This is a genomic window from Streptomyces sp. NBC_00252, assembly GCF_036187565.1.
Taxonomy (GTDB): domain Bacteria; phylum Actinomycetota; class Actinomycetes; order Streptomycetales; family Streptomycetaceae; genus Streptomyces.
Map to the genome: position 1 here is coordinate 5,798,096 of NZ_CP108087.1, position 26,129 is coordinate 5,824,224.

The 26,129-nt window shown below is 69.8% G+C and carries 21 protein-coding genes; 12 read left to right on the forward strand and 9 right to left on the reverse strand.

All coding sequences use genetic code 11. The features are described 5' to 3' along the window. The first annotated feature begins 131 nt into the window (after positions 1-131). The 4 genes from hemC to OHT77_RS25565 all read left to right on the forward strand — a co-directional run bounded on the left by hemC (position 132) and on the right by OHT77_RS25565 (position 4,711). Positions 132-1,076, forward strand: coding sequence for a hydroxymethylbilane synthase (gene hemC, locus OHT77_RS25550; RefSeq protein ID WP_328834342.1), 945 nt, complete (start codon positions 132-134; stop codon positions 1,074-1,076). Next, positions 1,073-2,779 carry a bifunctional uroporphyrinogen-III C-methyltransferase/uroporphyrinogen-III synthase gene (locus OHT77_RS25555; protein ID WP_328830785.1) on the forward strand — a complete coding sequence of 569 codons (1,707 nt, stop codon included), beginning with the start codon at positions 1,073-1,075 and terminating at the stop codon, positions 2,777-2,779. The genes hemC and OHT77_RS25555 overlap by 4 nt, the downstream gene beginning before the upstream one ends. 338 nt (positions 2,780-3,117) lie before the next feature. Continuing rightward, positions 3,118-4,110, forward strand: coding sequence for a porphobilinogen synthase (hemB, locus tag OHT77_RS25560; protein WP_328830786.1), 993 nt, complete (start codon positions 3,118-3,120; stop codon positions 4,108-4,110). Between the two features lie 235 nt (positions 4,111-4,345). Further along, on the forward strand, positions 4,346-4,711 hold the full coding sequence (locus OHT77_RS25565) for a DUF805 domain-containing protein (protein WP_328830787.1): 366 nt from the start codon (positions 4,346-4,348) through the stop codon (positions 4,709-4,711). Positions 4,712-4,734: 23 nt separating this feature from the next. On the opposite strand, the gene OHT77_RS25570 is transcribed toward OHT77_RS25565, so the two are convergent. Beyond that, complete coding sequence (locus tag OHT77_RS25570; protein ID WP_328830789.1) at positions 4,735-4,914, reverse strand: hypothetical protein; 180 nt, start codon at positions 4,912-4,914, stop codon at positions 4,735-4,737. Between the two features lie 271 nt (positions 4,915-5,185). Between OHT77_RS25570 and OHT77_RS25575 the strand changes: the two genes are divergently transcribed. From OHT77_RS25575 to OHT77_RS25590, 4 genes are all read left to right on the forward strand, one after another. Continuing rightward, positions 5,186-6,088, forward strand: a complete 903-nt coding sequence (locus OHT77_RS25575; RefSeq protein WP_328830790.1) for an SAM-dependent methyltransferase — start codon at positions 5,186-5,188, stop codon at positions 6,086-6,088. 113 nt (positions 6,089-6,201) lie between these two features. Continuing rightward, a complete protein-coding gene (locus OHT77_RS25580; RefSeq protein ID WP_328830791.1) occupies positions 6,202-7,404 on the forward strand; it encodes an aminotransferase-like domain-containing protein in 1,203 nt (400 codons plus the stop codon). Positions 7,405-7,536: 132 nt separating this feature from the next. Continuing rightward, on the forward strand, positions 7,537-9,441 hold the full coding sequence (locus tag OHT77_RS25585) for an FHA domain-containing protein (RefSeq protein WP_328830792.1): 1,905 nt from the start codon (positions 7,537-7,539) through the stop codon (positions 9,439-9,441). A gap of 35 nt (positions 9,442-9,476) precedes the next feature. Then, on the forward strand, positions 9,477-10,334 hold the full coding sequence (locus tag OHT77_RS25590) for an arylamine N-acetyltransferase family protein (RefSeq protein WP_328830793.1): 858 nt from the start codon (positions 9,477-9,479) through the stop codon (positions 10,332-10,334). A gap of 24 nt (positions 10,335-10,358) precedes the next feature. Here OHT77_RS25590 and OHT77_RS25595 read toward each other — a convergent pair whose 3' ends face one another. The 4 genes from OHT77_RS25595 to OHT77_RS25610 form a co-directional block, all read right to left on the reverse strand. Continuing rightward, entirely contained in the window at positions 10,359-11,144 is a 786-nt protein-coding gene (locus tag OHT77_RS25595; protein ID WP_328830794.1) for a DUF4253 domain-containing protein, read from the reverse strand. Between the two features lie 104 nt (positions 11,145-11,248). After that, complete coding sequence (locus tag OHT77_RS25600) at positions 11,249-13,183, reverse strand: glycosyltransferase family 2 protein (RefSeq protein WP_328830795.1); 1,935 nt, start codon at positions 13,181-13,183, stop codon at positions 11,249-11,251. A gap of 17 nt (positions 13,184-13,200) precedes the next feature. Beyond that, complete coding sequence (locus OHT77_RS25605; RefSeq protein WP_328830797.1) at positions 13,201-14,061, reverse strand: helix-turn-helix domain-containing protein; 861 nt, start codon at positions 14,059-14,061, stop codon at positions 13,201-13,203. After that, on the reverse strand, positions 14,058-14,822 hold the full coding sequence (locus tag OHT77_RS25610) for a peptidoglycan-binding protein (protein WP_328830799.1): 765 nt from the start codon (positions 14,820-14,822) through the stop codon (positions 14,058-14,060). The genes OHT77_RS25605 and OHT77_RS25610 overlap by 4 nt, the downstream gene beginning before the upstream one ends. 294 nt (positions 14,823-15,116) lie before the next feature. Between OHT77_RS25610 and OHT77_RS25615 the strand changes: the two genes are divergently transcribed. Beyond that, positions 15,117-15,554, forward strand: a complete 438-nt coding sequence (locus OHT77_RS25615; RefSeq protein WP_328830800.1) for a peptidoglycan-binding domain-containing protein — start codon at positions 15,117-15,119, stop codon at positions 15,552-15,554. A gap of 166 nt (positions 15,555-15,720) precedes the next feature. Here OHT77_RS25615 and argS read toward each other — a convergent pair whose 3' ends face one another. Next, entirely contained in the window at positions 15,721-17,490 is a 1,770-nt protein-coding gene (gene argS, locus OHT77_RS25620) for an arginine--tRNA ligase (RefSeq protein WP_328830801.1), read from the reverse strand. Positions 17,491-17,817: 327 nt separating this feature from the next. On the opposite strand from argS, the gene lysS reads away from it, so the two are divergent. Beyond that, positions 17,818-19,563: a lysine--tRNA ligase gene (gene lysS, locus OHT77_RS25625; protein ID WP_328830802.1), complete on the forward strand. Its 1,746-nt coding sequence runs from the start codon at positions 17,818-17,820 to the stop codon at positions 19,561-19,563. A 55-nt stretch (positions 19,564-19,618) separates the two neighbouring features. On the opposite strand, the gene OHT77_RS25630 is transcribed toward lysS, so the two are convergent. The 3 genes from OHT77_RS25630 to OHT77_RS25640 all read right to left on the reverse strand — a co-directional run bounded on the left by OHT77_RS25630 (position 19,619) and on the right by OHT77_RS25640 (position 23,049). Continuing rightward, positions 19,619-20,929 carry a DUF2637 domain-containing protein gene (locus OHT77_RS25630; protein ID WP_328834343.1) on the reverse strand — a complete coding sequence of 437 codons (1,311 nt, stop codon included), beginning with the start codon at positions 20,927-20,929 and terminating at the stop codon, positions 19,619-19,621. Positions 20,930-21,128: 199 nt separating this feature from the next. Beyond that, the gene (locus OHT77_RS25635) at positions 21,129-22,067 is read right to left on the reverse strand and encodes a DUF3558 family protein (protein ID WP_328830803.1); all 939 of its coding nucleotides are present in this window, start codon (positions 22,065-22,067) and stop codon (positions 21,129-21,131) included. Between the two features lie 133 nt (positions 22,068-22,200). After that, positions 22,201-23,049 (reverse strand): DUF3558 domain-containing protein, encoded by an 849-nt coding sequence (locus OHT77_RS25640; RefSeq protein WP_328830804.1) that lies wholly within the window; start codon positions 23,047-23,049, stop codon positions 22,201-22,203. A 246-nt stretch (positions 23,050-23,295) separates the two neighbouring features. Between OHT77_RS25640 and OHT77_RS25645 the strand changes: the two genes are divergently transcribed. Both OHT77_RS25645 and OHT77_RS25650 read left to right on the forward strand, forming a co-directional pair. Continuing rightward, on the forward strand, positions 23,296-24,489 hold the full coding sequence (locus OHT77_RS25645) for an RtcB family protein (protein ID WP_266769663.1): 1,194 nt from the start codon (positions 23,296-23,298) through the stop codon (positions 24,487-24,489). Positions 24,490-24,701: 212 nt separating this feature from the next. Further along, complete coding sequence (locus tag OHT77_RS25650) at positions 24,702-26,069, forward strand: hypothetical protein (RefSeq protein WP_328830805.1); 1,368 nt, start codon at positions 24,702-24,704, stop codon at positions 26,067-26,069. Positions 26,070-26,129: the final 60 nt, after the last annotated feature.

Sequence of the window (26,129 nt, forward strand, 5' to 3'; positions counted from 1 at the left end):
GTAGCACGCGTGAGCCGCAGGGGCGCGCCGGAGGCGAGAGGCCGAGCGCGCGGAGGCCCGAAGGGCTGAGCACGGTCGGAGTCTCGACACCGGCTGAGGCGCCCCGGAGGCGGGAGCAGGAAAAAGGGACACTGAGGCTCGGGACCAGGCGGAGCAGACTCGCCCTGGCCCAGTCCGGGTTGGTGGCGGACGCCGTGAGCCAGGTGACCGGACGGCCCGTCGAGCTCGTCGAGATCACCACCTACGGCGACACCTCCCGCGAGCACCTCGCGCAGATCGGCGGCACCGGGGTCTTCGTGACCGCGCTGCGGGACGCGCTGCTCGCCGGTGAGGTCGACTTCGCGGTTCATTCGCTGAAGGACCTGCCGACCGCGCAGCCCGACGGGCTGGTGCTCGCCGCCGTCCCCGAGCGCGAGGACCCGCGCGACGTCATCGTCGCCAGGGACGCCCTGAAGTTCACCGACCTGCCCCGCGGGGCGCGCATCGGTACGGGCTCCCCCCGTCGCACGGCCCAGCTGAACGCGTACGCGCGCAGCCACGGCCTCGACATCGAGACGGTCCCGATCCGCGGGAACATCGACACCCGCGTCGGCTTCGTACGGGACGGTGAGCTGGACGCCGTCGTCCTCGCCGCCGCCGGACTCAGCCGGATCGGCCGGATCGACGAAGTGACCGACTTCCTGTCGGTCGACACGATTTTGCCCGCCCCCGGCCAGGGGGCCCTGGCGATCGAGTGTTCCGCCGACCACGCGGACCTGATCGCGGCGCTCGGCGAACTCGACGACCCGCTCACCCGGGTCGCCGTGACCGCCGAACGGTCCCTGCTCGCCGCCCTGGAGGCCGGCTGCTCCGCCCCTGTGGGCGCGCTGGCCGACCTTCTGGCCGACGGGCAGATTGTCAAGGAAATGCGCCTGCGCGGAATAGTCGGCACGACCGACGGTTCGCGTACGGTGCAGCTGTCCACCACCGGTCCCGTGCCCGAGACGCATGACCAAGCGCTGAAGCTCGGTCGCGACCTCGCCGCCGAGATGCTCGCCCAGGGCGCGGCCGGTCTGATGGGGGAGCAAGCCAAGTGAGCCCCACCACTCTTCCCGCCGCCGGTCCTGAACACGGGCACGTCACCTTCCTGGGTGCCGGACCCGGAGATCCGGGACTGCTCACACTGCGCGCCGTGGAGGCGCTGGCGAACGCGGACGTTCTCGTCGCCGAGCACGAGGTGCTCGACGTCGTCCGTGCGCACGCCCGACCTGGCGTGGCCGTCGTGCATCCGGACGCGGGTCCTTCTGCGGACTCGCTCCCGGGCACAGGCACGCCTCAACTAACGGTTGTTGACGGCGCGTCAACAACCGTTGGTCTACCCGCCGTGCGGGATGCCGCACATCTTGTCATGGAGGCCGCGCGGGGCGGCAGGCGGGTCGTGCGTGCGGTGTCCGGGGACCCCGGACTGGATACGTACGCCGCCGAGGAAATGCTCGCCTGCGTCGCCGCGGGTGTTCCCTTCGAGGTCGTGCCCGGTGTCGCCGCGGCTGTCGGCGTGCCCGCGTACGCCGGTGTCCCGCTGCGGGACGCGCAGGGCGCGGACGTCCGGTTCGTGGACGCCCGTACCGCGTCGGACCGCTGCTGGACGGAGGTCGGGGCGTCGGACGGCACGGTGGTCGTGTCGACGTCCCTGGACTCGGTGGCTTCGGCCGCCGGTGAGCTTGTCGCTGCGGGTCGTAAGCCTGATACGCCCATGACCGTCACAGTGGCTGGTACGACCACTCGTCAGCGGACCTGGTCCGCGACCCTCGGGACGATCGCGCAGACGCTGAAGCAGGCGAAGGTGCTGCCGTCTCCTGATGGTGGCCGGCCGGTGATAGCCGTGGTCGGTGAGCGGTCCGCCGCCGCGCAGCGCGACCAGTTGTCGTGGTTCGAGTCCAAGCCGCTGTTCGGCTGGAAGGTCCTCGTCCCGCGCACGAAGGAGCAGGCGGCGTCGCTCTCCGACCAACTCCGGTCCTACGGCGCCGTGCCGCACGAGGTGCCCACGATCGCCGTCGAGCCGCCGCGGACGCCGCAGCAGATGGAGCGGGCGGTCAAGGGGCTCGTCACCGGGCGGTACGAGTGGATCGCCTTCACCTCGGTGAACGCGGTCAAGGCCGTACGCGAGAAGTTCGAGGAGTACGGGCTCGACGCCCGTGCCTTTGCCGGGATCAAGGTCGCCGCGGTGGGGGAGCAGACCGCCAACGCGTTGATCGCCTTCGGGGTGAAGCCGGATCTGGTGCCGAGCGGGGAGCAGTCCGCGGCCGGGCTGCTCGAGGACTGGCCGCCGTACGACCCCGTCTTCGACCCGATCGACCGGGTGTTCCTGCCGCGGGCCGACATCGCCACGGAGACGCTGGTCGCCGGGCTGATCGAGCTCGGGTGGGAGGTGGATGACGTGACCGCGTACCGGACCGTGCGGGCGTCGCCGCCGCCGGCGGACACGCGGGAGGCGATCAAGGGGGGTGGCTTCGACGCCGTTCTCTTCACGTCGTCGTCCACTGTGCGGAACCTGGTGGGGATCGCAGGGAAGCCGCACAACGTGACTGTGATCGCGTGTATCGGGCCTGCTACGGCGAAGACGGCCGAGGAGCACGGTCTTCGGGTGGATGTGATGGCTCCGGAGCCGTCTGTGCACAAGTTGGCCGAGGCGTTGGCGAACTTTGGACTCCGGCGGCGGGCGGCGGCTCAGGAGGCGGGGGATCCGGTTACTCGGCCCAGTGAGCGTCGGCCGGGGGCGCGGCGGCGGCGGACCACCTGAGGTCGAGGTCGGGTTTGTAGGTGCGGTGAGTGGGGGCGGGCGTCCGTGGGGCGCTGCGCCCCCACACCCCCGCTTCGGCCCCGAAAGGGCCTCGTCCTCAAACGCCGGACGGGCTGAGTATTGCGGGCCTGTGTGGAGAAGGTGCCGGACGGGCTGAGTGTTGCGGGCCTGTGTGGAGAGGGCGCCGCACGGGCTGGGTATTGCGGGCCTGTGTCGAGAAGGCGCCGGACGGGCTGGATTGTGCCGACCCGTGCTGAAAAGTTCGCGGGCTTGTCGCCGACTGATCACCGACTCACCGTCGGCAAAGGCGCCCCCGGGCCGGGCGTAGCGTAGAAGTCATGACGACGTACGGATCCTTTCCCGGCTCTCGCCCCCGGCGGCTGCGGACCAGCCCCGTCATGCGGCGGATGGTTGCCGAGACGCGGTTGCACCCGGCCGACTTCATCCTTCCCGCGTTCGTGCGGGAGGGGGTTTCCGAGCCGGTGCCGATCGGGGCCATGCCCGGGGTCGTGCAGCACACTCGGGACAGTCTGAAGAAGGCTGCTGCCGAGGCTGTCGCGGCGGGGATCTCCGGGATCATGCTGTTCGGGGTGCCTGAGGAGTCCAAGAAGGACGCCCTCGGGACGGCCGGGACCGATCCTGACGGGATTCTGCAGGTCGCCCTGCGCGATGTGCGGGCCGAGGTCGGGGACGAGCTGCTCGTCATGTCCGATCTGTGTCTGGACGAGACCACCGATCACGGGCACTGCGGGGTGCTGGACGAGCTCGGGCGGGTGGACAACGACGCGACCCTTGAGCGGTACGCCGAGATGGCCCAGGTGCAGGCCGATGCCGGGGCCCATGTGGTCGGGCCCAGCGGGATGATGGACGGGCAGATCGGGGTCATCAGGGACGCGCTCGACCAGATCGGGCGGGAGGACGTGGCGATCCTCGCGTACACCGTGAAGTACGCGTCGGCGTTCTTCGGGCCGTTCCGTGAGGCCGTCGGTTCCTCGCTCAAGGGGGACCGCAGGACGTACCAGCAGGACCCGGCCAACGCCCGTGAGTCCATGCGGGAGTTGGCGCTCGACCTGGAGGAGGGGGCCGACATGGTGATGGTCAAGCCGGCCGGGCCCTACCTCGACATCCTCGCCAAGGTCGCCGAGAGCACGGACGTGCCCGTCTTCGCCTATCAGATCTCCGGCGAGTACTCGATGATCGAGGCCGCCGCCGAGAAGGGCTGGATCGACCGGGACCAGGCGATCTTCGAGTCGCTCACCGGGATCAAGCGGGCCGGGGCGCAGAACATCCTCACGTACTGGGCGGTCGAGGCGGCGCAGAAGCTCCGCTGAACCCGCGTCAACAGGCAACGCTTCGAGATCGTTCCGGCGTCGGGGCGATCTCGGTCCGGCGCCCTGGACATGTCCTGGCGTGAAATCGACGGCCATTGTGGGTGGGTGTGCCCCCAAATACCCTTCCCCGTCCGGCACTTATACGGATTTGACGCGTGCGCATCACGGTCCATACCTTCTGCGCCTGGCCTGATCCGTTCCGGACGGTCTGGAATGTCGATCCCTGGGGGACACCATGAGCTGGTTCATCGAGGCGCTGAAGAAGTACGCGGTATTCAGCGGGCGTTCGCGCCGCAAGGAGTACTGGATGTTCGCCCTGTTCGCGGGCATCATCGCGATCGTCCTGGGCATCATCGGCGTGGCGATCAAGTTCCCGTACCTCGTGGTCCTCTTCTACCTGGCGATCCTGCTGCCCGGCCTGGGCGTCACCGTCCGCCGACTGCACGACACGGGCCGCTCCGGCGGCTGGATCTTCATCGGGCTCGTCCCGCTCGTCGGCGGCATCATCCTGCTGGTCTTCACCGTCTCGGACAGCAAGCCCGGCGCCAACCAGTACGGCCCGAACCCGAAGGAGATCGACGGCGTTCCGGCGCACGTCTGATCGCACGCGTCACCGAGGGCCCGTCAGGGCGTCGACCCCGTGGAGGTGGGGGTCACGCCCGACGGGCCCTCGTCGCGTACGCCCATGCCGTCCTTGCAGCCCGACAGCAGCAGCGCGGCGAGCACGGCCGCCGTCGCGGCCAGCACGCGGACGCGGGTGCGGGTACGGATGGGAGGGCGGGTGCGGGTGGTGCGGGCCGGCATGGGTCCCCCTGTGGAAGCGAAGCGTCATCAGGGGCAGCTTGGGTGGTCGGGCCGGGCGCGGTCTACGGCTGTCGGCGGATCCGGGACGCCCGGGCCGTCCCGCCCGCGCTGACCTGCGGGGACGCCGGTCCTTCCGGGCACGTTCCGGGACGCCGGGAAGGGGGCCCGGGGCCGCCCGCCGGACTTGGGCACCATCAAGTGCCGGTGGGAGCTAGGTTGTTGGCCACTGCTCTTGTTGCCCTTTGTATGACCACTCTTCTGGGAGACGCGCATGCCCGGTGACGCCCTCAGCCAAGACCCCGCCGAGCTGAGAAGGAGGATCGACTCCACCAAGGCCCACCCCGCCCGCGTCTACGACGTCTTCCTCGGCGGCAAGGACAACTACCCCGTCGACCGCGAGGCCGCCGCCGCGGCGCTCGCCGCCAACCCGCGCGGCTACCTCGACGTACGGCACAACCGCGACTTCATGCGCCGCGCGGTCACCCGGCTGTCGCAGGAGCACGGGGTACGCCAGTTCCTCGACATCGGCACCGGGCTGCCCACCGCGGAGAACGTGCACCAGATCGCCCAGGGCATCGACCCCGAGGCGCGGATCGTCTACGTCGACAACGACCCGGTGGTCCTCGCGCACGCCCGCGCCCTGCTCACCAGCAGCCCCGAGGGCCGTACGGACTACATCGACGCCGACCTGCGCCGCCCCGGCGACATCCTCGAACAGGCCGCCAAGACGATCGACTTCAGCCAGCCGGTGGCCCTGCTGCTGGTGGCGATCCTGCACTTCGTCGAGGACGAGGAGGCGTACCCGCTGGTGCGTGAGCTGGTGGACGTGCTGCCGTCCGGCAGTCATCTGGTGCTCAGCCATCTCACCGACGAGATGCACCCGATCCCGAGCCGTGCGGTCCAACGGACGTACACGGAGCGGGGGTTCACCTTCGTGTTCCGCTCCAGGGCCGACGTCGAGCGGTTCTTCACCGAGACCCCGGGCGTCACCCTGGACGAGCCCGGTGTGGTCCCCGCCCACCAGTGGCACCCCGGGCCCGCGCCCGCCCCGCCGGTGGTCGAGCAGGCGTACTTCGAGAGCCTCGACGACATCGAGAAGATCACCTACCGGGACATCAACGATGTGACCGACGACGACATCAACGTGTACGGGGCGACCGGCAAGAAGGCCTGAGCGCCCGACGCCGGGAGGCTGAACGCCTGGCACTGGGGGCCTGAGCGCGCGGGGTCCGTCCGGATCGCGGAAACCTGTTTGTAGGCGGCACCTACCTTCCTACGCTGTCCGCCATGACCGTCACCGAGACACCCGCCGTCCCCCTGCCCCCGCTCGCCGCGCGCGCCCGTGCGATCGGGGGTTCGCCGGTACGGGACATCCTCGCCGTGACCGCCCGCCCCGAGGTCATCAACTTCGCGGGCGGGCTCCCGGCCCCCGAACTCTTCGACGCCGCCGGGATCGCCGCCGCGTACCAGGCGGTGCTCACGGAGACGCCCGCGCGGGCGCTCCAGTACGCGACGACCGAGGGCGAGCCGGTGCTGCGGACCGCCCTCGCCGCGCGGACCTCCGCCCGCGGGCTGGCCACCGGTGCCGACGACCTCCTCGTCACCACCGGGTCGCAGCAGGCGCTCTCGCTGCTCGCGACCGCGCTGCTGGAGCCCGGGGACGTCGTCCTGGTCGAACAGCCCTGTTATCTGGCGGCACTTCAGGTCTTCGCGTTCGCCGGTGCGCGGATCGTCGCCGTGCCGGGTGACGCGGCCGGGGTCGACCCCGAGGCGCTGGACGAACTCGTCGTGCGGGAGCGGCCGAAGCTGTTCTACACCGTGCCGACCTTCCAGAACCCGACCGGCCGTACGCTGCCCGCCGACCGCCGGGCCGCCGTCGCCGAGGTCGCCGCGCGGCGTGGGCTGTGGATCGTGGAGGACGACCCGTACGGCGAACTCCGCTTCGAGGGCGCGCGGTTGCCGTGGATCGCCGCCCAGGAGGGCGCGGCCGACCGTACGGTCCTGCTCGGCTCCTTCTCCAAGGTGATGGCCCCCGGCCTGCGGCTGGGCTGGCTGCGGGCACCAACGGACCTGCTGCGGGCCTGCGTTGTCGCCAAGCAGGCCGCCGACCTGCACACCCCGACCGTCAACCAGCTCGCCGCCGCACGGTACTTGGCGGACAACGACCTCGACGCGCATGTGGCCCGGGTCGCGGCCGTGTACCGGGCCAGGCGCGACGCCATGCTCGCGGGCCTGCCCGACTCCCTGCCCGAGGGGTCGAGTTGGGAGCGTCCCGAGGGCGGCATGTTCCTGTGGGCGCGGCTCCCGGAGTCGTACGACACGACGGAACTGCTGGCGCGGGTGGTGCGGCAGGACGTCGCTTATGTCCCGGGTGCGCCCTTCTACGCCGGGGAGCCCGAGCGTTCGACGATGCGGCTGTGCTTCGTGACGCAGACGCCCGGGGAGATCCGGGAGGGACTCAGGAGGCTGGGGGCGGGACTCATGGGCTGACCTGGTGGCCTGCCGGGGGGATTCCAACGCGGTGCGGTGCGCTTATGGTTGCCGCAGGCCTCGAACACGGAGGCCCTGAATCGGTGAATCCCCTTGGAAACGCACCGAGTTGACCCCTGGGAGGGAATGGCCATGGCACCGGTGCTCGTCGGACGTGAAGGTCTGCTGGCGGGAGAGCGCATCCCGATCGTCGACACCCGGGTCACGTTCGGGCGCAACGCGGGCAACACGGTCGTCATCGCCAGCCCGAGCGTCTCCCGCTTCCATGCCGAGATCGTCTTCGACCAGGACGCGGGCTACGTCCTGCGCGACTGCGGCAGCAGCAACGGCACGCAGGTCAACGGCGAGGAGGTGGAGGCGCGGCTGCTCCAGCCCGGGGACGAGATCACCATCGGGGACCAGGAGTTCCGCTTCGAGGTCGCCGACGCCATGCAGACCCTGATGGCGCTCAACCTGCCCCGCTCGGTGACCCACCCGGAGGAGAGCGACGAGGGGACCGTACTGCGGGTCACCGTCGTGGGCGGCGGCCCCGTCGGCCTGTCCATGGCCCTGCTCCTCGAGCACTTCCTCGGCGCGCAGGCGCGGATCACCGTCTACGAGGGCCGGTGGCGCAAGGACGGCCGTACGGTCGTCTGGAAGAGCCAGGAGGAGGGCAACGTACGGCGCCAGCAGGTCGTGACCGTGCAGAGCCGGCAGTACCTCGCGTGGCCGCCGTACGTGCAGGAGCGGCTCTTCGACCCCGAGCACTACACCGAGATGTGGCCGTCCGGGCCCGACTCGATCGGCGACCACCACCCGCGCAACATGCGGATCGCCTACATCGAGGACAAGCTGCTGGAGCTGGCGAACGAGAAGCGCGACCGCATACGCCTGATACCCGCCAAGTTCGACCCGGCGGAGCAGCGCGACGAGCTCGCCACCCAGCACGTCCTCGCGATCTGCGACGGCGGCCGGTCGCGCACCCGGGACCACTTCGCCGCCCGCTTCGGCAAGGCCGACGAGTCCATCTACTCCCTCGACGGCGTCCACCTGCGGGACGTGGTCCTCGGGCTGAGGGTGAAGTCGGAGCTGCCGGACCCGATGGCGATTCTGCTGACGGTCGCTCAGAACCGGTTCCTGCTCAACTCGTTGCGCGGCGAGGGCTTCCTCAACATGCGGCTCACCGACACCGAGTTGACCGAGGTCATCGGCATCGACCCGGTCCGCCGGGTCTTCGAGGAGTGCATCGCCTCCCGCCCGTGCCTGATGGACCGCGACGAGCACGGCGACTTCCAGTGCGCGACCCACGGCACGCTGTTCCTGCCCGCGCTCATCAAGGGCTCCCCCCTGTGGAAGCGCGTGCACGAGGGCCTACGGCTCTTCGACGTCTCCGACCAGGACCTGAGCGCCGTCACCAGCTTCCGCCTGGACATGGTGCAACGCCCGCGCTTCTCAGCCGAGTTGCTGCCCCCGACCGTCAACTCGCCCGGCACCTACGGCTTCCTCCTCGGCGACGCGGCCAACGCCATCCACTTCTGGCCGGGCCGGGGCCTCAACAGCGGCCTGGCGTCGGCCATTTCGCTGGCCCGCTCCCTCAACAGCGCCTGGAACGGCCGTCCTTTCCGCGACGCCGACTTCCTGCGGCACGAGGCGGCCATGTCGATGCTGCAGTACCGGCACAAGAGCCGCGCGTGGAAGGCGATGGTCACCACCGACGACCAGGGCGTCACCTGGGCGATCAAGGACATCATCGACCACGGCATCGACGGCATCGCGGAGGAACCCGACCGCGAGGCGGACACGGCCACCCTGCTGGCCCGCATGGGCGCCATCCGCGACCGACTCGCCCCCCGCCTCCCCGGCATGCCGGACGACGAGGCCATCCTGGAACGCCTCCGCACCCTGGAGTCCCGGACCCTGCGCATGCTCGTCCTCAGCGGCGCGTGGGACACCCTGACGATGGGCGGCGAGGAGGTCGACATCGACATCTTCTACGGCCAGGACTCGACGGCGGCGGCCGCGGCGGTCGAGGCGCTGGAGCCGGCCACCCAGCAGTGAGCGGGCTCCGCCCGGTGATTTCGTAGGGTGGAGGCATGTCTGACAGCGGCGCCTTCGACCTGGACGAATACCTCGCGCACATCGGTTGGGAGGGACCGGGCGAGGGCGAGCGGCGCCCCGACGTGGAGACCCTGCGGGGCGTGCACCTCGCGCACCTGCGGGGCATCCCCTTCGAGAACCTGGACGCGTACCGGCGCACGGCCCCCTCGCTCGAACTCCCTGCCCTGATGGCCAAGTTGGTGCGGAGCAGGCGCGGCGGCTACTGCTACGAGCACAACACCCTGCTCGCCGCCGCGCTGCGGGCACTCGGCTTCGGGGTGACGTTGCTGACGGCGCGGGTGGTCGTGGGCACGGACCGGATCGAGAGCCGCCCGCGCACGCACATGGCGCTGCTGGTGGAGGTGCCGGGGGATGCGCGGCCCTATCTGGCGGATGCCGGGTTCGGGGCGATCGGGGGGCTGCTGGAGCCGGTACCGGTGGTGGTGGGCGCGGAGTTCGAGGGCGCGGGGCGGAGGCACCGGCTGGTCCGGGTGGAGCATCGGGGGCCGCTGGAGATGCTGAGTCTTCAGGCGTACGTGAAGGGCGCAGGGGACGACGCCGGGGGCACCTGGGAGCCGCAGTACGTCTTCACCCTGGAACCCTTCGAGCACGTCGACTTCGACGTCATCAACTGGCACATCGCGACGAACCCGCGCTCCCCGTTCACCCAGCGCCTCTTCGTGCAGCGCCTCACCCCCGGCCGTCATCTCCTGCTGCACGGCCGTGTGTTGACGGAGACGCGGGCCGACGGGGCGGTGACCGAGCGGGAGTTGACGGACGAGGGGGAGGCGCGGCGGCTGCTGGACGAGGAGTTCGGGATCGAGGCGCCAGAGGGGATGAAGCTGCTCAGCTGAGCCGGAGCGGGTGTGCCGGGCGGGTCAGTCCCACCAGAAGGACCACACCTGCCTGTCGAGCACTTCGTGTCGGGCGTACGCGCGCAGGTTCTCGTGGTGCCCCTGGGTGATGTTGTCGGGGCAGAAGGCGAAGTGCTCGGCGGCGATCTCCTCGGCCTCCTCCAGGGACGCAGGCGGGGCCGCCACCGACAGCACCAGCCGGTCGAAGCCGAGGGCCACGACGCGTATCCCGAACCGGTCCTCCCAGGAGCGCAGGACCGCGCAGAGCAGGGCCGTGTCGTTCTCGTGGTTCGCGGCGCCCATCCAGCCGATCGCCGCCGGGATGTCGGCACTGCGGCGGGCCGGTACGAGGGCGAGACGCGGGTCCTTGAGCCAACCGCCGCCGTCTGCAAGTGAGTCGGCGACCTCGGCGGCCCGCGCGTCCGGATCGGCGACCAGGGTGAGCGGTTCCGCGAGACCGGGCCACTCGTCATCCTCCGAGGCGTACGCCTCCCAGAGCTCCCCCAGCACCTCGTCGGCGTCGTGATCCCCGGGGTACGACAGCTCGTACGGGCTCAACTCCCATTCCCTAGGCCCGCCGTGGCCCCCGTCCACGTCCAGCAGCACCGGCAGCAGCCCGGCGCCCCGCGCGGCCCGAAGCGCGGCCCAGTCTCCGGGCCGCGCCGCCTCACCCGCACACCACAACAACGGTTCGTCCGCCGGACCGTCGGCGGTCACGTCGATCAGACTCCCGACAGGGAGCTCAAGCCCGAGCGAACTGCCGCTCGGATCGGCCGCCAACTTGGGCAGCGGGTTGGGAAGAGTCGCCATGCGGGAGACTTTAGAGGCGGGGACTGACAGTGGGGTGCGTGAGCGGACCCGTCGGCAAGAGACGATGGTCGGATTCGGGCCAACGGGCGGACTCCGACGAGCCCTTAGCGCCCCAACCTCCTCCGCACACGCCGTACTTGACGGTTGTCCGCCACCGAGTCGACGAACCGCCGGCCGCTTCCAGCCTCGTAGGCCGGACCCTCCAGGCGGAGCACCGTGCCGTCGCGGACGACGGCGTAGGCGATCGGCGCGGCCGACTTCGGGAGGGTGACCGGGTGACGGCCGGAGGGGAGCTTCAGGCGGCCGGGAAGGCGGAGTCGGGCCGTGGAGGAGTCGGGGGTGGGGAGCAGGTCGGCTTCCACGCCGAGGGTTGCCACGGTGACCTTGACGCGGGCGGGCGTACTGTCCGGGGCCGCCGCGATGTACGGCAGGGGGAGTGAACTCCCCTCGCCGCGCTCGGTGTTGGCGGTGGCGGCCGTGGCGGCGTCCTGGCCCAGCTTGCGCTGCCGCTGGTCCACGTCGAGGGCGAGCTGGCCGCTGCCCGTCCAGTACGGGAGGGAGAGCCGGCCACCGGTCAGGGCCGGGGTGGCCGCCGGGGTGCCCGGTGTGCCGTCGCCCGTCACGCGTACGAGCCGGTCCACGCCCAGGAGTTGGACGTAGGCCCACACATCGTGGACGCCACGCTCCAACGGACGCCCGCCGGCGAGTCGTTCGGGGTCGAGGGACAGCCGTCCGGTGGCGATCACCTGCGAACGGCCGTCCCCGACGGGCTTCAGCCGGACCTCCAGGTCGCCCTCCGGGTACCACCAGTCCTCGCGGTCGCGGTCCTTCACGACCAGCTCCGCGTACGCCAGCCGGAAGGGGTCCGGGACCTCCCAGCCGTCCTCGGTCCCCGGTACGCCGTCCAGCAACTCCGGGTCCAGGTACTGCTTTCCGTCCCGTTCGACGAGGGTCAGGGGTTCGCCGTCGCCGCGCAGGAGGCCGAGCGTGACGTCGGCGACCAACCGGCCGTTCTCCCAGCGCAGTTCGCCGACCTCGCTGCGAGCCTTGACCTCGCGGATGCGCTCCGCGAGGGTCACCGCGCCGTCGAAGTCGCCGGCTTCCAGGAGGGCGGCGCGCAGGCGGGAGACGGCGGGGAGGCCGTCCCGTACGGCCGACGGGAACTCCTCCAGGGCCACGGCCCTTGCCGCCTCGAAGCGCTGGCGCTGCTCGGCCGGGTCCTCGCGGAGGATCTCCGGCTCGCGGGTGCGGGAGAGGATCTCCACGTGGTAGAGGCGGTGGAGGAGGCGGTTCTGCAGGGCGTCGATGTCGTCGGACGCGGGGGTGGCGTCCTTGAACTGGCGGACGACCGTACGGGTGTTGGGCCAGAAACCGTGCTTCGGGTTGAAACGGTGCTGGGTGTTGTTGCCGCCGTCGTCCCGCTTCATCCAGTAGTAGACGGGATAGTCGGCGAGGATCGAGATGCGCTCCGCCTTGAGGTAGGCGGCGCTGACGAAGGCCAGGTCCTCCAGGATCCACGGCCCCTCGGGGAACCGCAGCCCGTGCTCCTCGACGAACGCCCGCCGGAACATCTTGTGCGGCGACATGCTCTGCGTCAGCTCGTCGTTCTCGATCGTGCAGGCGTCCACCGTGTGCCGGAACAGCCGGCGGGGCCGCACCATCGTGCTGGACATCTTGCCGAGGACGACGTCCGCGTCGTTGCGCTTCGCGTGGTCGTACATCCGCTCCAGGGCCTCGGACCCGAGCGTGTCGTCATGGTCGACGAACTGGATGTACTCGCCCTTCGCATGCCGCATGCCGAGATTGCGGGGCGCACCCGGCCAGCCGGAGTTCGGCCGGGTGTGGACCTGGACGTTCGGGTGCCCGGCGGCGATCTTCTCCAGCCGGCTCAGCGTGTCGTCGGTCGAACCGTCGTCGACGTAGATGACCTCGTACTCGTCGGCGGGCAGGCTCTGGCCCAGCAGCGACGGCGCGCACTCATCGACGTACTTCCCGGTGTTGTAGACGGGAACGATGACGCTGACTTTGACTCTCGGCATTCAAGGACCCTACACAGCTACCTCACAGCGCCGTCAAAGCACTCCTTCCGCCCCGGAGCAGCCCCCGCCTTCGCCGCCGGCTGGAAGCACGCCCGTACCACCGTGCCCGGCCCCGTCGCCGCCATCAGCGTGTACACGTAGGACTCGGCGTCCATGGCGTTGCCGACCTGTGCGGCGTGTGCCGCTTCCGTCCGGCCCGGCACGGTCATTTCGATGCGGTCGCCGATGCGGCCGCCCCAGGTGCGGGCCCAGGTGGTGCCGCACTCGCGGCTGTGGCGTAGTTCCATCCACGCGCCGGTGGCCGTCCGGTGGCGGGCGACGGTGTCCGGTTGGGCGGCGCAGCGCATGGCCATCGGGCTGCGGCCCTCGCAGGTCGCGCCGTGGCAGCCGGGGCCGATGGTGGTGGCCGTGGTGGCGGCGGTGGGGGAGAGGGGGGCGGAGGTGCGGGGGTCCGGGATGAGGAGCAGGGCCAGGACCACGGCCGTCACGGCGACCGCGCAGACGGAGGCCAGGACCGCGAGGGTTATGACGCCGCGTTGGTGCGGGAGTGGGGGTAGGGGTAGGGGTGAGGGCGTGGGTGGGGGTGCGGCGACGGTCGGTTGCGGACTTGTCGCTGGTGCCTTCGGCTCCGGTGCCGTCCGCTTCGCTCCCCGTCCGCTTTCCTCCGCCTCCGCGATCTCCCACAGGGCCACGCACCGGCCCACCGGTTCGCCCGCGAGGTGGCACAGCGCCTCCACCGCCTCTCGCGGGGGGAGGGTCTTGCCGTTGAGGTAGCGCTCCCAGGACGACTTGCTGTACGGGGTCTTCATGGCGAGGCCGGCCAGGCTCAGGCCGGTTTCGGTGCGTAACTGTCGTAGGGCCGCGGCCAGTTGATTCATCCCCGGAGGGCCTTCCAGGTGTGGGGTCCGACCATGCCGTCCACGACGAGTCCCGACCGCTTCTGGAACTGCTTGACCGCGTGTTCCGTCAGCGGGCCGAAGATCCCGTCGATGCCGCCCGGCGAGATACCCGCCCTGCGCAGCAGGCACTGCGCCTCGGCGACGTCGGGCCCGATGTTGCCGACGGCCAGATTCTCCTGCTGGGTACGGCTGTTGCCCGCGTACCAGTGGCCGTCGATCCGTGCCAGTCGGCAGGGGTACGGCGACGCGGCCGTCGGCTCGGCGAGTGGTGCCGACGACCGGGTCCGGGTCGTAGGGCTGCCGGCGGTGTCGTTGTTCATGATGCGGACCGTCACCAGGACCGCCGACGAGACCGCCAGGACGAGGGTCACCGCGCCCGCCACGAGTGCGATGCGCAGGGCGCGTCTCTCGGGGGAGTGGTGGGGCTGATCCGGTGGCGGCAAGTGGCGTGGCGTCAGCGGATGTTCGGGTGTGGTCCTCCAGCCCTCCGCCGCCACCTCGCGCAGTGCCAGCAGCCGGGTCGGGTCCTCGCCGCAGACCCGGGCGAGGGCCTCCAGCGCCTCCGCGGGCGGTAGGGCGCGGGCACCCAGATAGCGTTCCCAGGACTTCGGGCTGTAGTCCGTCCGGGCCGCCAACTGCCGGATGCTCAGGCCGCTGTGGTCCTTCAGCCGGCGCAGGCGTACCACCAACTGCCGTACGCGCGGATCGAGTTCCTCGGGCAGCACTTTCCAACGCGACATGTTCCCCCCAGTGCGCGTTCGGGGACCGGAGTCAGCGGTCCCTGCCGCGTCGCATTCTGCATCACTGACAACTCATCGCACGGGTTTTCGGTTCCCTGGCGTGAAGGGAATCGGCCATGGTCGGCGACCGGCCCCGCGGCGTCCCGTCCCGTCGTCCCCGCTGACCGTGTCCCCGCAGGTCGGAGGGGGTGTCGTCCCGTCGAGACGTCACTTGGGCGGGGACGGTGGCGGGGTGGACCGGGCGGACCGCAGTCTCGTTCCAGTACGACGACCGACTACCTGAAAGAGGAACGCATGCGACCGAATGTCGTGGCCAGGACCCTCGTCAGCCTCACCGCCGTCGCCGGTATCGCGGTCGGGGGCGTCGCGTTCGCCGCCCCCAGCTTCGCCGCGCCGGCCGCCTCCGTACAGGCCTCCGACGTCTCGATCCTGGCGACGCAGAACTTCGGCCTCTCCACCGCCGAGGCGAAGAAGGTGCAGAACTGGCTGCACACGTACTGGGGTTACAACGACAGCATCGACGGACAGCTCGGCACGAACAGCTGGAAGGCGTTCCAGCGCAACCTGCAGACCTACTGGGGTTACACCGGCGCCATCGACGGCGACCCGGGCGTCAACACCATCAAGGCGCTCCAGCGGCTGCTGCAGAACTGGGGCTACACCGGCGCCATCGACGGCGACGCGGGCTCCGGCACCCGGGCCGCGTTCAAGAACTTCGCCAACGGCATCTGACGGCAACGGCATCTGACGGCAACGGCATCTGACGGAAACGGCATCTGACGCCAACGGCCCGTGACACCAACTGGCCCTGACGGCAAAGGCCGTACATGATCGTGGCCCGTCCTCCCGGGGGAGAGGACGGGCCACGATCACATGCGTCTTCCGGACACCGAGGGCCTTACAGCTTCTCGGGTGTCCTGATGCCCAGCAGCGCCATGCCCCGCTGCAGCGTCCGGGCCGTCAAGTCCACCAGGAACAGGCGGTTTTCGACCACCTCGGGGGCGTTGTCCGGGGAGAGGACGTGGCACTGGTCGTAGAACGTCGTGAGGGTGGAGGCCAGTTGGTAGAGGTACGCCGTGAGCTTGTGGGGGGCGTACTCCTTGGCGGCCTCTGTCACGACCTCGCTGAACTGGTCCAGGTGGAGGCCCAACGACCGCTCCGCGGGGGCCAGTTCCAGTTCCCGGTGGGCCTGGGGGTGGAACTCGCCGGCCTTGCGGAGGATGGACTGGATGCGGGCGTAGGCGTACTGGAGGTACACCGACGTGTCGCCGTTCAGGGAGACCATCTGGTCCAGGTCGAACTTGTAGTCGCGGACCGCGGACGTCGACAGGTCGGCGTACTTCACCGCGCCGATGCCCACGTAGCGGCCGTTGTCGACGATCTCCTGTTCCGTCAGGCCCACCTTCTCGGCCTTGTCCCGGACCACCGTCGTGGCGCGCTGGACCGCCTCGTCCAGGAGGTCCTCCAGCTTCACCGAGACGCCCTCACGGGTCTTGAACGGCTTGCCGTCCTTGCCGAGGATCGTGCCGAAGGCCAGCTGGTACGCCGTGACGTCGTCGTTCAGCCAGCCGGCCCGGCGGGCGGTCTCGAAGACCATCTTGAAGTGGAGGGACTGGCGGACGTCCACGACGTAGAGGAGCGAGGTCGCCTTCAGGTTGAAGACCCTGTCCCTGATCGCGGACAGGTCCGTCGCCGCGTAGCCGTAGCCGCCGTCGGACTTGCGGACGATCAGGGGGACGCGGTTGCCGTCCGGTCCCTTGATGTCGTCGAAGAACACGCACAGCGCGCCGTCCGAGATCTCCGCGACGCCGGACTCCTCCAGGAGGCGGCAGGTCTCGTCCAGCATGTCGTTGTAACCCGACTCGCCGACGATGTCCGCGTCCCGGATCTCCATGTCCAGCTTCTCGAAGACGGAGAAGAAGTAGATCTTCGACTCGTCCACGAACTTCTGCCAGGCGGCGATGGTCTGGGGGTCGCCGGCCTGGAGGTCCACGACCCTGCGGCGGGCCCGGGTCTTGAACTCCTCGTCGGAGTCGAAGAGTTTGCGCGCGGCCTTGTAGAGGCGGTCGAGGTTCGACATCGCCTCCTCGCCGGTGACGTCCGCGTCCGCGTGGTCCAACTCGCCCGGGTGCTCGTCCAGATACTGGATGAGCATGCCGAACTGGGTTCCCCAGTCGCCGATGTGGTGCCTGCGGATCACCGACTCGCCGGTGAACTCCAGGAGTTGGACGACCGCGTCGCCGATCACCGCGGACCGGAGGTGGCCTACGTGCATCTCCTTCGCCACGTTCGGCTGCGCGTAGTCGATGACCGTCGTGCCGGGGTGGGGGGCGAGGGGGACGCCCAGGCGGTCCGTGTCGTCGGCGTAGCGGGCGGCCAGGGTTTCGGTGATCGCCCGGTCGGTGATCGTGACGTTCAGGAAGCCGGGGCCGGAGACCTCGATGTCCTTGATCACGTCACCGGTGGTCACGTTCGCGACGACCTGGGTGGCGAGCTCCCGGGGGTTGGCCTTGGCCTTCTTCGCGAGGGCGAGGATGCCGTTCGCCTGGAAGTCGGCTCGGTCGCTCCGTCGCAGCAGGGGGTCCGCGTCGGCCTCCGGCAGGGTTGCCGTGAGGGCGTTCGCGAGGCGCTGGTGGACTAGGTCGGTGAGCGACGTGACCGAGGTCATGGGGTGGGAGCCGTTCTCCTCGTGGGGTTGATGGGCATGGCCAGTATCCCACGGGGGGTAAAGCGAGTTTTTCGGGTGCGGGCCCGGTGGGGGCCGGTCGCGCAGTTCCCCGCGCCCCTTGAAGGCGGCTGCGCCGCCGTCCACGGCTCGCACCTCTCCGCCCCCAGTACTCCTTCACCCCGCGAACCCTCATGCCGTCGGGGGCCCCACCCACGGTCACGCGCTTGGAAAAGGCGTTTTCGTGGATGCGGGCTCGCCTGGGACAATGGGGCGGTCAGTCGTGCGACCGTACCGGCTGCCCGTGCAGAACTGTCAGAAAAAGAGGACGTGCCGATCGTGGCTCAGAGCACCGAGACCACCGACTGGGTCTCCCGTTTCGCGGATGAGGTCATCGAGGAGTCGGAGCGTCGGGCCCCGGGCAAACCGGTCGTCGTCGCGTCCGGGCTGTCCCCGTCAGGGCCCATCCACCTCGGGAACCTCCGCGAGGTCATGACCCCGCACCTCGTCGCCGACGAGATCCGCCGCCGGGGTCACGAGGTCCGGCACCTCATCTCCTGGGACGACTACGACCGCTACCGCAAGGTGCCGAACGGAGTCGAGGGGACCGACGCGAGCTGGGCCGAGCACATCGGGAAGCCGCTGACCTCCGTACCCGCGCCCGCCGGGTCGGCGTACCCGAACTGGGCCGAGCACTTCAAGGCCGCCATGGTCGCCTCCCTCGCCGAGCTGGGCGTGGAGTTCGACGGGATCAGCCAGACCGCGCAGTACACCTCCGGGGTGTACCGCGAGCAGATCCTGCACGCCATGAAGCACCGCGGCGACATCGACGCGATCCTGGAGCAGTACCGCACCAAGAAGGCCCCCGCCAAGAAGCAGCAGTCGCAGAAGCCCGTCGACGACGCCGAGCTGGAGGCCGAGGCCGGGTCCGGCGCGGCCGAGGAGGACGACGGCAGCTCCGGCTCCGCCGGCTACTTCCCGTACAAGCCCTTCTGCGCCCGCTGCGGCAAGGACCTCACCACCGTCACGGCCTACGACGACGACACCACCGAGCTGACCTACGTCTGCACCGAGGACGGCTTCACCGAGACCGTCCTGCTGAGCGAGTTCAACCGGGGCAAGCTCGTCTGGAAGGTCGACTGGCCCATGCGCTGGGCCTACGAAGGCGTCATCTTCGAGCCGAGCGGTGTCGACCACTCCTCCCCGGGCTCCTCCTTCCAGGTCGGCGGCCAGATCGTCGGGATCTTCGGCGGCGAGCGGCCCATCGGGCCCATGTACGCCTTCGTCGGCATCAGCGGCATGGCCAAGATGTCCAGCAGCAAGGGCGGCGTCCCCACCCCGGGCGACGCGCTCCAGATCATGGAACCCCAGCTCCTGCGCTGGCTCTACGCCCGCCGCCGCCCCAACCAGTCCTTCAAGATCGCCTTCGACCAGGAGATCCAGCGCCTCTACGACGAGTGGGACAAGCTCGACGGGAAGGTCGCGGACGGGTCCGCCCTGCCCGCCGACCTCGCCGCGCACTCGCGTGCCGTGCGGACCGCCGCCGGTGAGCTCCCGCGCACGCCTCGCCCGATGCCGTACCGGACTCTCGCGTCCGTCGCCGACATCACCGCGGGCGACGAGGACCAGTCGCTGCGCATCCTCAGCGAACTCGACCCCGCCAACCCGCTGTCCACCCTCGACGAGGTCCGCCCCCGGCTCGACAAGGCCGAGGCCTGGATCAACACGCACGTCCCCGCCGACCAGCGGACCATCGTGCGCGACGAACCCGACACCGAACTCCTCAAGTCCCTCGACGAGGCCTCCCAGCAGTCGCTACGGCTGCTGCGCGACGGCCTCGCCGACCACTGGTCCCTGGACGGCCTGAGCCACCTCGTCTACGGCGTCCCCAAGGTCCAGGCCGGCTTCTCCGCCGACGCCACCGCCAAGGAACTCCCGCCGGAGATCAAGACCGCCCAGCGCACGTTCTTCGCCCTCCTCTACCACCTGCTGGTCGGCCGCGACACCGGGCCGCGTCTGCCCACGCTGCTCCTCGCCGTGGGCCAGGACCGGGTGCGGAGGCTGCTGGGGGAGTAGTAGCGCCGCAATGACGAAGGGCCCTCTTCCGAGGGCCCTTCGTCATTTTCCTGTCTCAGGCGATGTGCTCTTCCTCAAGCTGTGTCGTGTGACGGTTGGTGAAGCGGATCACCATCCGCTCGGCCTCGCGCTGCGGGAGCGTGATGCCATAAGTGGCCTCCACGTCACCCCGGAACTGCCCTGAGGTCGGGTAGCTGCCGTCTATCGACTTCTTGAAGACCTGGTAGTACTCGTCCTCCGTCAACTCCGTGCCACCGCCTGGACCCATCTCACGGGTACGGCCGGGGCCCGACGGGATCTGGAAGGTCCCGGTGTCCTCCATGGAGGGCTCAGGGGCCGGGGCGGGCTCCTCCTGTTGCTGCTGCGGAAACGGCTGCTGTTGCTGCTCGAACCGCTGCTGCTCCTCCTCGTACTGCTGGAACTGCTCGGCCTGCTGCTGCTCCGCGTACCACTGGCGGTAGGCCGCGTCCGGGTCGTACGTCGGGTCGTAGCCGCCCTGGTACGCCACCGTCTGCGGGTCACGCGAGTGCAGCCACGGGTTCTGCGGCTCGGCCTGGTCCTGGGACTGCTCGTGCCGTTCGTTGCCCTCGGCGGCGGGGAGCTGCTCGCGGGCCGGCGCCGGGGCGCTCTCCACGGCCTGCACCGCCGGCTGCTCCGGTTCGCGGGCCGGCTCCAACTGCGGGGCCGGGGGCAGCAGTACGGGCTCGATGCCCGCCGCCGCCAGACCCGAGGGGGCCGTCTCCGCGAGCGGGACACCGTAGCGGGCCAGCCGCAGCGGCATCATCGACTCGACCGGGGCCTTGCGGCGCCACGCGCGGCCGAAGCGGGAGTGCAGGCGGGCCTGGTAGACGAGACGGTCCTGCTCCAGCTTGATGACCTGCTCGTAGGAGCGCAGCTCCCAGAGCTTCATCCGGCGCCAGAGAAGGAACGTGGGGACGGGGGAGAGCAGCCAGCGGGTGAGCCGGACGCCCTCCATGTGCTTGTCGGCGGTGATGTCGGCGATGCGGCCGATCGCGTGCCGGGCGGCCTCCACCGAGACCACGAACAGGATCGGGATCACCGCGTGCATGCCGACACCGAGCGGGTCGGGCCAGGCCGCGGCGCCGTTGAACGCGATCGTCGCGACCGTCAGCAGCCACGCCGTCTGGCGCAGCAGCGGGAAGGGGATCCTGATCCAGGTCAGGAGCAGGTCGAGGGCGAGCAGGACACAGATGCCCGCGTCGATGCCGATCGGGAAGACGTACGCGAAGTTCCCGAAGCCCTTCTTCAGGGCGAGCTCGCGTACGGCGGCGTACGAACCGGCGAAGCCGATACCGGCGATGACCATCGCACCGGAGACGACCACACCGATGAGCACGCGGTGCATACGTGTGAGCTGAATGGGCGCGGACACCCGGACTCCCCTCCCCTTACTTGTCGTTGCGCGCAACAGGGTGGCACAAGTGTGCGGCGTCCTGGGTGCCGGTCTGTCAGGAGCCCGGTCCGCGATGGGGCCGGGCTCCGTCAAAGGGCCTTGCTGACCTGCGAGTTGAGGTCCGAAAAAGGACCGGATGTGAAATGCGCGGTCAGCTCTTGTCCGCGGCGGAAGAGGCGGAGGAGGAAGCGGTGGCCGCCGGGGCCTTCGCGTCCGACTTCGCCGCCGACCTGGAGGCGGACGGGGAGGCGGACTTGGCGGGCGACTTGGACGGGGACTTCGAGGGCGTGCTGCCCGCGCCGCCCGAACCGGAGCCCGAACCAGCGCCTCCGCCCGCGCCGTTGGCCGACGAGACCGCCGCCACGGCCTCCTTCACGGCCTTCTCCGCCGCCTTCGTCAGCGTGTCCGCGCTCGGCGCCTTGTCGCCCGCGAGGCCCGCGCCGTTGTAGTCGATCGTGACGACCACGTTCTCGACGCGCGCCACCACCGTCTGCTGCTTGAAGGCGCCTTCCTTCTTCTTCAGGTCGTAGCGCACCGCCGTCGCCTCGTCGCCCGCACCCGCGACCGGCTCCGACTTGCTGTTCTTCGCGCCGGTGACCGCCTGCGCCGCCTGCACCTGCTTCGCGTAGTACGACGCGGCCAGCTTGTCGCCCTCGCCCTGCGTCTGCGAGGAGTCGAACCGCAGCAACGACACGTTCAGCCAGCGGAACTGCGAGCCCTTGACGCCCTTGTTGTCCAGGCTCGTCCAGGAGCAGCTGCCCCGCGACGCCGTGTCGCTCGACGTGCCCTCCTTGCCCGACGTGGCGCCCTTCGGCACCAGATCGGTCAACGTCTTCTTCGACAGCACCGCACACGGCTCCGGCAGCTTCTTGTACGCCGCCGCCTGCACCGTCGGCGCGGCGGTCGCGTCGGCGGACGTCGTCGCACCGGGACCTGCCGTGTCCTTGCTCGCGCCGTCGGCGGAGCCGGAGTCCGAGGAGCAGCCGGCCGCGATCAGCATCACCGGAACGGCCGCCGCGCAGACAAGGACGCGGCTCAGACGCTTCGCCCGCTGCTGGTCACTCCGGTCTCGCTGTGCTGGTTGATGCATGGTTCCTTCACTCATGACGCTCGTGGTTCCTGCCGTCGGATCGGGTCCGAGGGGCCACGGTACGCGGTGAGTCACCTGTGCGGTCCCGGTTCACGGCCTTTGCGGGACCCCCCGGACGGCACCCGTGAACGCCCTAACCGTTCAGTGAGTCGGCCAGTCGCGCGGCCAGTTTCCGCGCCCTGTCCTGCATCTTCTGGCTGTCCGGCACGACGCCGACCGTCGCCGGCTGCTCCTCGTACTCGACGGTCACGATGACGTTGGACGTGCGAAACACCACAGTCACCGTGCGCTGTTGAGCCGTCGAACCGGAGCTGCTCAACGCGTCGTCAAGGAACGCCTCGTCTCCCAGGCCGGAGAGCACGCGGGGCTGGAGAGCGGCGGCGGAGGACGAGGAGGAGGCGGAGGGGGACGACGAGGAAGAGGCCGAGGCCGACGAGGACGACGACGGGGTGGTGGAGGCGGACGCCGAGTCCGACGGGGTCGCGGTGTCCGCCTCGGACCCCGACTCCGACGTGGTCGCGCTCGCCGACGGCTCCGGAAGATCCGCCGCCGTCTCCTTCGTCCCGAAGATCGTCTGCGCCTGGCTGTCGTCGCTCACCGCGTTGTCGTACGACACCACCCGCTCGAAGTCGACCAGCAGATGGTCGGTCGCCTCCGTCGACTCCACCTTCCAGCGGCAGCCGACCTTGCGGTCCGTGTCGTACGTCAGCGTCGCGTCGCCCGCGTACGCCGCCTCGCGCTGCTCCGGGTCGGTGATCTGCTGGATACCGGGGAGCAGGGAGTCCAGCGCGTCCTGACCGACCGCGCCGCAGGGCTCGGGAAGCGTGCGGTACTTGCCCGGCTGGGCCACCGCAGTCGTCGAGCCGGCCTCGCCCGGGTTCGCGTCGTCCGTCGTACCGCTGTCGGTCGCGCCGCTCGTGCAGCCGGCCAGCAGCGCCACGAGGAGTGCGGCGGTGCCGGGTACGTACGCCTTCCGCTGCACGGTCGGGCTCCTCTCGACGGGGTGTCGGGTGTGCGTCGGTTGTCCTCGGTGTCCCTCGACCCCTTGAACGATCCAGGGTCTGCCAGTGTCCCCGCTGGTTAATCGCTTGCCGCACCAGGGGACCCCCTGGAGACAATGTCTATCGCACGCACAGCCGTGGATGCCGGTCCGCTGTCCCATTCGTTGACCTTGGCGCCGGTTTTGCGATGTATGACTTTTGGTGAACTCCGGGGGAATGAGGACGATATGTCGTACGTGGAGATGCCGGGCGCGAAGGTTCCGATCCGTATGTGGACCGACCCGGCGTCCGTCGAGGAGGGCGCGCTCCAGCAGCTGCGCAACGTCGCGACCCTGCCGTGGATCAAGGGCCTCGCCGTCATGCCGGACGTGCACTACGGCAAGGGCGCGACGGTCGGCTCGGTCATCGCGATGCGGGGCGCGGTGTGCCCGGCGGCGGTGGGGGTCGACATCGGCTGCGGGATGTCCGCGGTGAAGACGTCACTCACGGCGAACGATCTTCCCGGCGATCTGTCGCGGCTGCGGTCGAAGATCGAGCAGGCGATTCCGGTGGGGCGGGGGATGCATGACAGCCCGGTCGAGCCGGGGCGGTTCTACGGGCTGGCCACCGGCGGGTGGGACGACTTCTGGGGGCGGTTCGACGGGGTTGCCGATGCGGTGAAGTTCCGTCAGGAACGTGCACAAAAGCAGATGGGAACGCTCGGATCCGGAAATCACTTTACAGAAGTGTGCATAGATGGCGACGGTTCGGTCTGGCTCATGCTCCACTCCGGATCCCGGAACATCGGCAAGGAACTCGCGGAGCACCACATCGGTACGGCGCAGAAGCTCCCGCACAACCAGGGCCTGGTCGACCGCGACCTCGCCGTCTTCATCGCGGACACCCCGCAGATGGCGGCGTACCGCAACGACCTGTTCTGGGCGCAGGAGTACGCGAAGTACAACCGCACGATCATGATGGCGCTCCTGAAGGACGTGATCCGCAAGGAGTTCAAGAAGGCGAAGCCGGTCTTCGACGCGGAGATCTCGTGCCATCACAACTACGTGAGCGAGGAGCGGTACGAGGGCGTCGACCTGCTGGTCACCCGTAAGGGAGCGATCCGCGCCGGCTCCGGCGAGTACGGGATCATCCCCGGCTCGATGGGCACCGGTTCGTACATCGTGAAGGGCCTCGGCAACGAGAAGTCCTTCAACTCCGCGTCGCACGGCGCGGGTCGGCGCATGAGCCGCACCGCGGCCAAGCGCCGCTTCTCGACGAAGGACCTGGAGGAGCAGACGCGGGGCGTGGAGTGCCGTAAGGACTCCGGTGTCGTGGACGAGATTCCGGGCGCCTACAAGCCGATCGAGCAGGTCATCGATCAGCAGCGGGACCTCGTCGAGGTCGTGGCGAAGTTGAAGCAGGTCGTGTGTGTGAAGGGCTGACTTTCGGAACTCCACAAGAGCGCCGAAAGGCGGCCGGAGCTCTGAAATTCCTCTGAGATCGCTGTGAATTCGGGAGCCGGTGCACGTCAACTGCATATTCCATTCGTGAAAGCATTGATTGCACGCGACCCTCATTGCTGGCCCCGAATTTCACTGTGATGCTGCGCGGGAGTTGATCCCACCCCCACCCGCGGCGTCTCGGAGGACAGCACATGCGTGAACAGCAGGAGAATCAGGGTGAGTTGAGCCGGCGGGCCGTGGTGGCGGCCGGGGCTGTTACCGCCCTCGCGGCGAGCGCCCTCGGTACGGCCGCTTCCGCGCAGGCCGCGACGAAGGCCTCCGGTGGGCTGAAGGTCGGTGTCGGGAAGGCCGCCTTCACGCCCGCTGCCTCGCTGCTGCCGCTGGACAACTTCACCGCCGTGCACGACGACCTCAACGTCCGTGTGCTGCTGGTGGAGTCCGGTGCGCGGCGGATCGTGCTGGCCGTGCTGGACCTGACCTCGATCAGCGCGGAGGCGGTCGCGCTGATGCGGGACGCGATCACCGCGGCGACCGGTGTGGCCGCCGCGAACATCATGGTCACCGTCACGCACTGCTTCTCCGCGCCGCATGTGCAGGCGAGTTCGTCCTCCGCCGGTGCCGCCGCGTACGTCCAGAACATCGTCGCCGCCACCAGGTCCGCCGTCGCCGACGCCGTGAAGAACCTCCAGGACGCCGAGGTCGGCTACGGCTCCGGTCGAGTTGACGTCAACGTGAACCGCAACGTCCTGACCGCGGACGGCTATTGGCTCGGCGTGAACGAGCAACTGCCCTCCGACAAGGGCGTCTACGTCGCCCGCTTCAACGACCTCGACGGCAACCCGATCGCCGTCCTGGCCAACTACAACGTGCAGTCCTGCGTGATGCAGGACTCCGTCGTGGCCGACGGCACCCTCCCGATCTCCGCCGACCTCGCCGGCGCGGCCGTGGCGCACGTCGAGAGCCAGTACCCCGGCGCCGTCGGCTTCTGGCTCGTCGGCGCGTGCGGCGACCAGTTCCCTGCGTACCGGTCGAAGCGGTACACGATCGACAAGGACAAGGGCTGGACCTACGGCGTCGATCTGCACGACGCCGGATTCGCGCTGCTGACCGCGCAGGGCGAGCGGTTCGGCGACGAGATCGTGCGGGTGGCGCAGGGGATCGGCAGGTACGAGAGCGGCACGGGCGTCGTCGTGCGTCTCGTCACCGACGCCATCACCACGACCCAGGTCACGGGTCCGCAAGCCAGCGGGCCCACCAAGAAGGTCACCTTCACCCCCACCGGGACCGCTCAGGTGCCGCTCTGGGTCTTCCAGGTCGGCAAGGGCGTCTTCGCGGGCGTGGAGCCGGAGTTGTCCACGTCGACCGCGAACACGATCCGCGAGAACTCGTCCTTCTCCAGCACGTTCGTCATGTCGATGTTCGAGGGCGGCGCGAAGAACATGCCCGACAGGTGGAATTTCGACCACGTCACCTATGCGGCCGTCGACGGTTTCTACATCAAGGGCACCGCGGAGAAGGCCGCGGCGCGAATCGATCGCATCATCAAGTCCCTGAACTGAATTCGGGCCTTACCGCGTGCGATTCGGAATGAAAAGCGCCACCGCGATCACCAAGGTCTA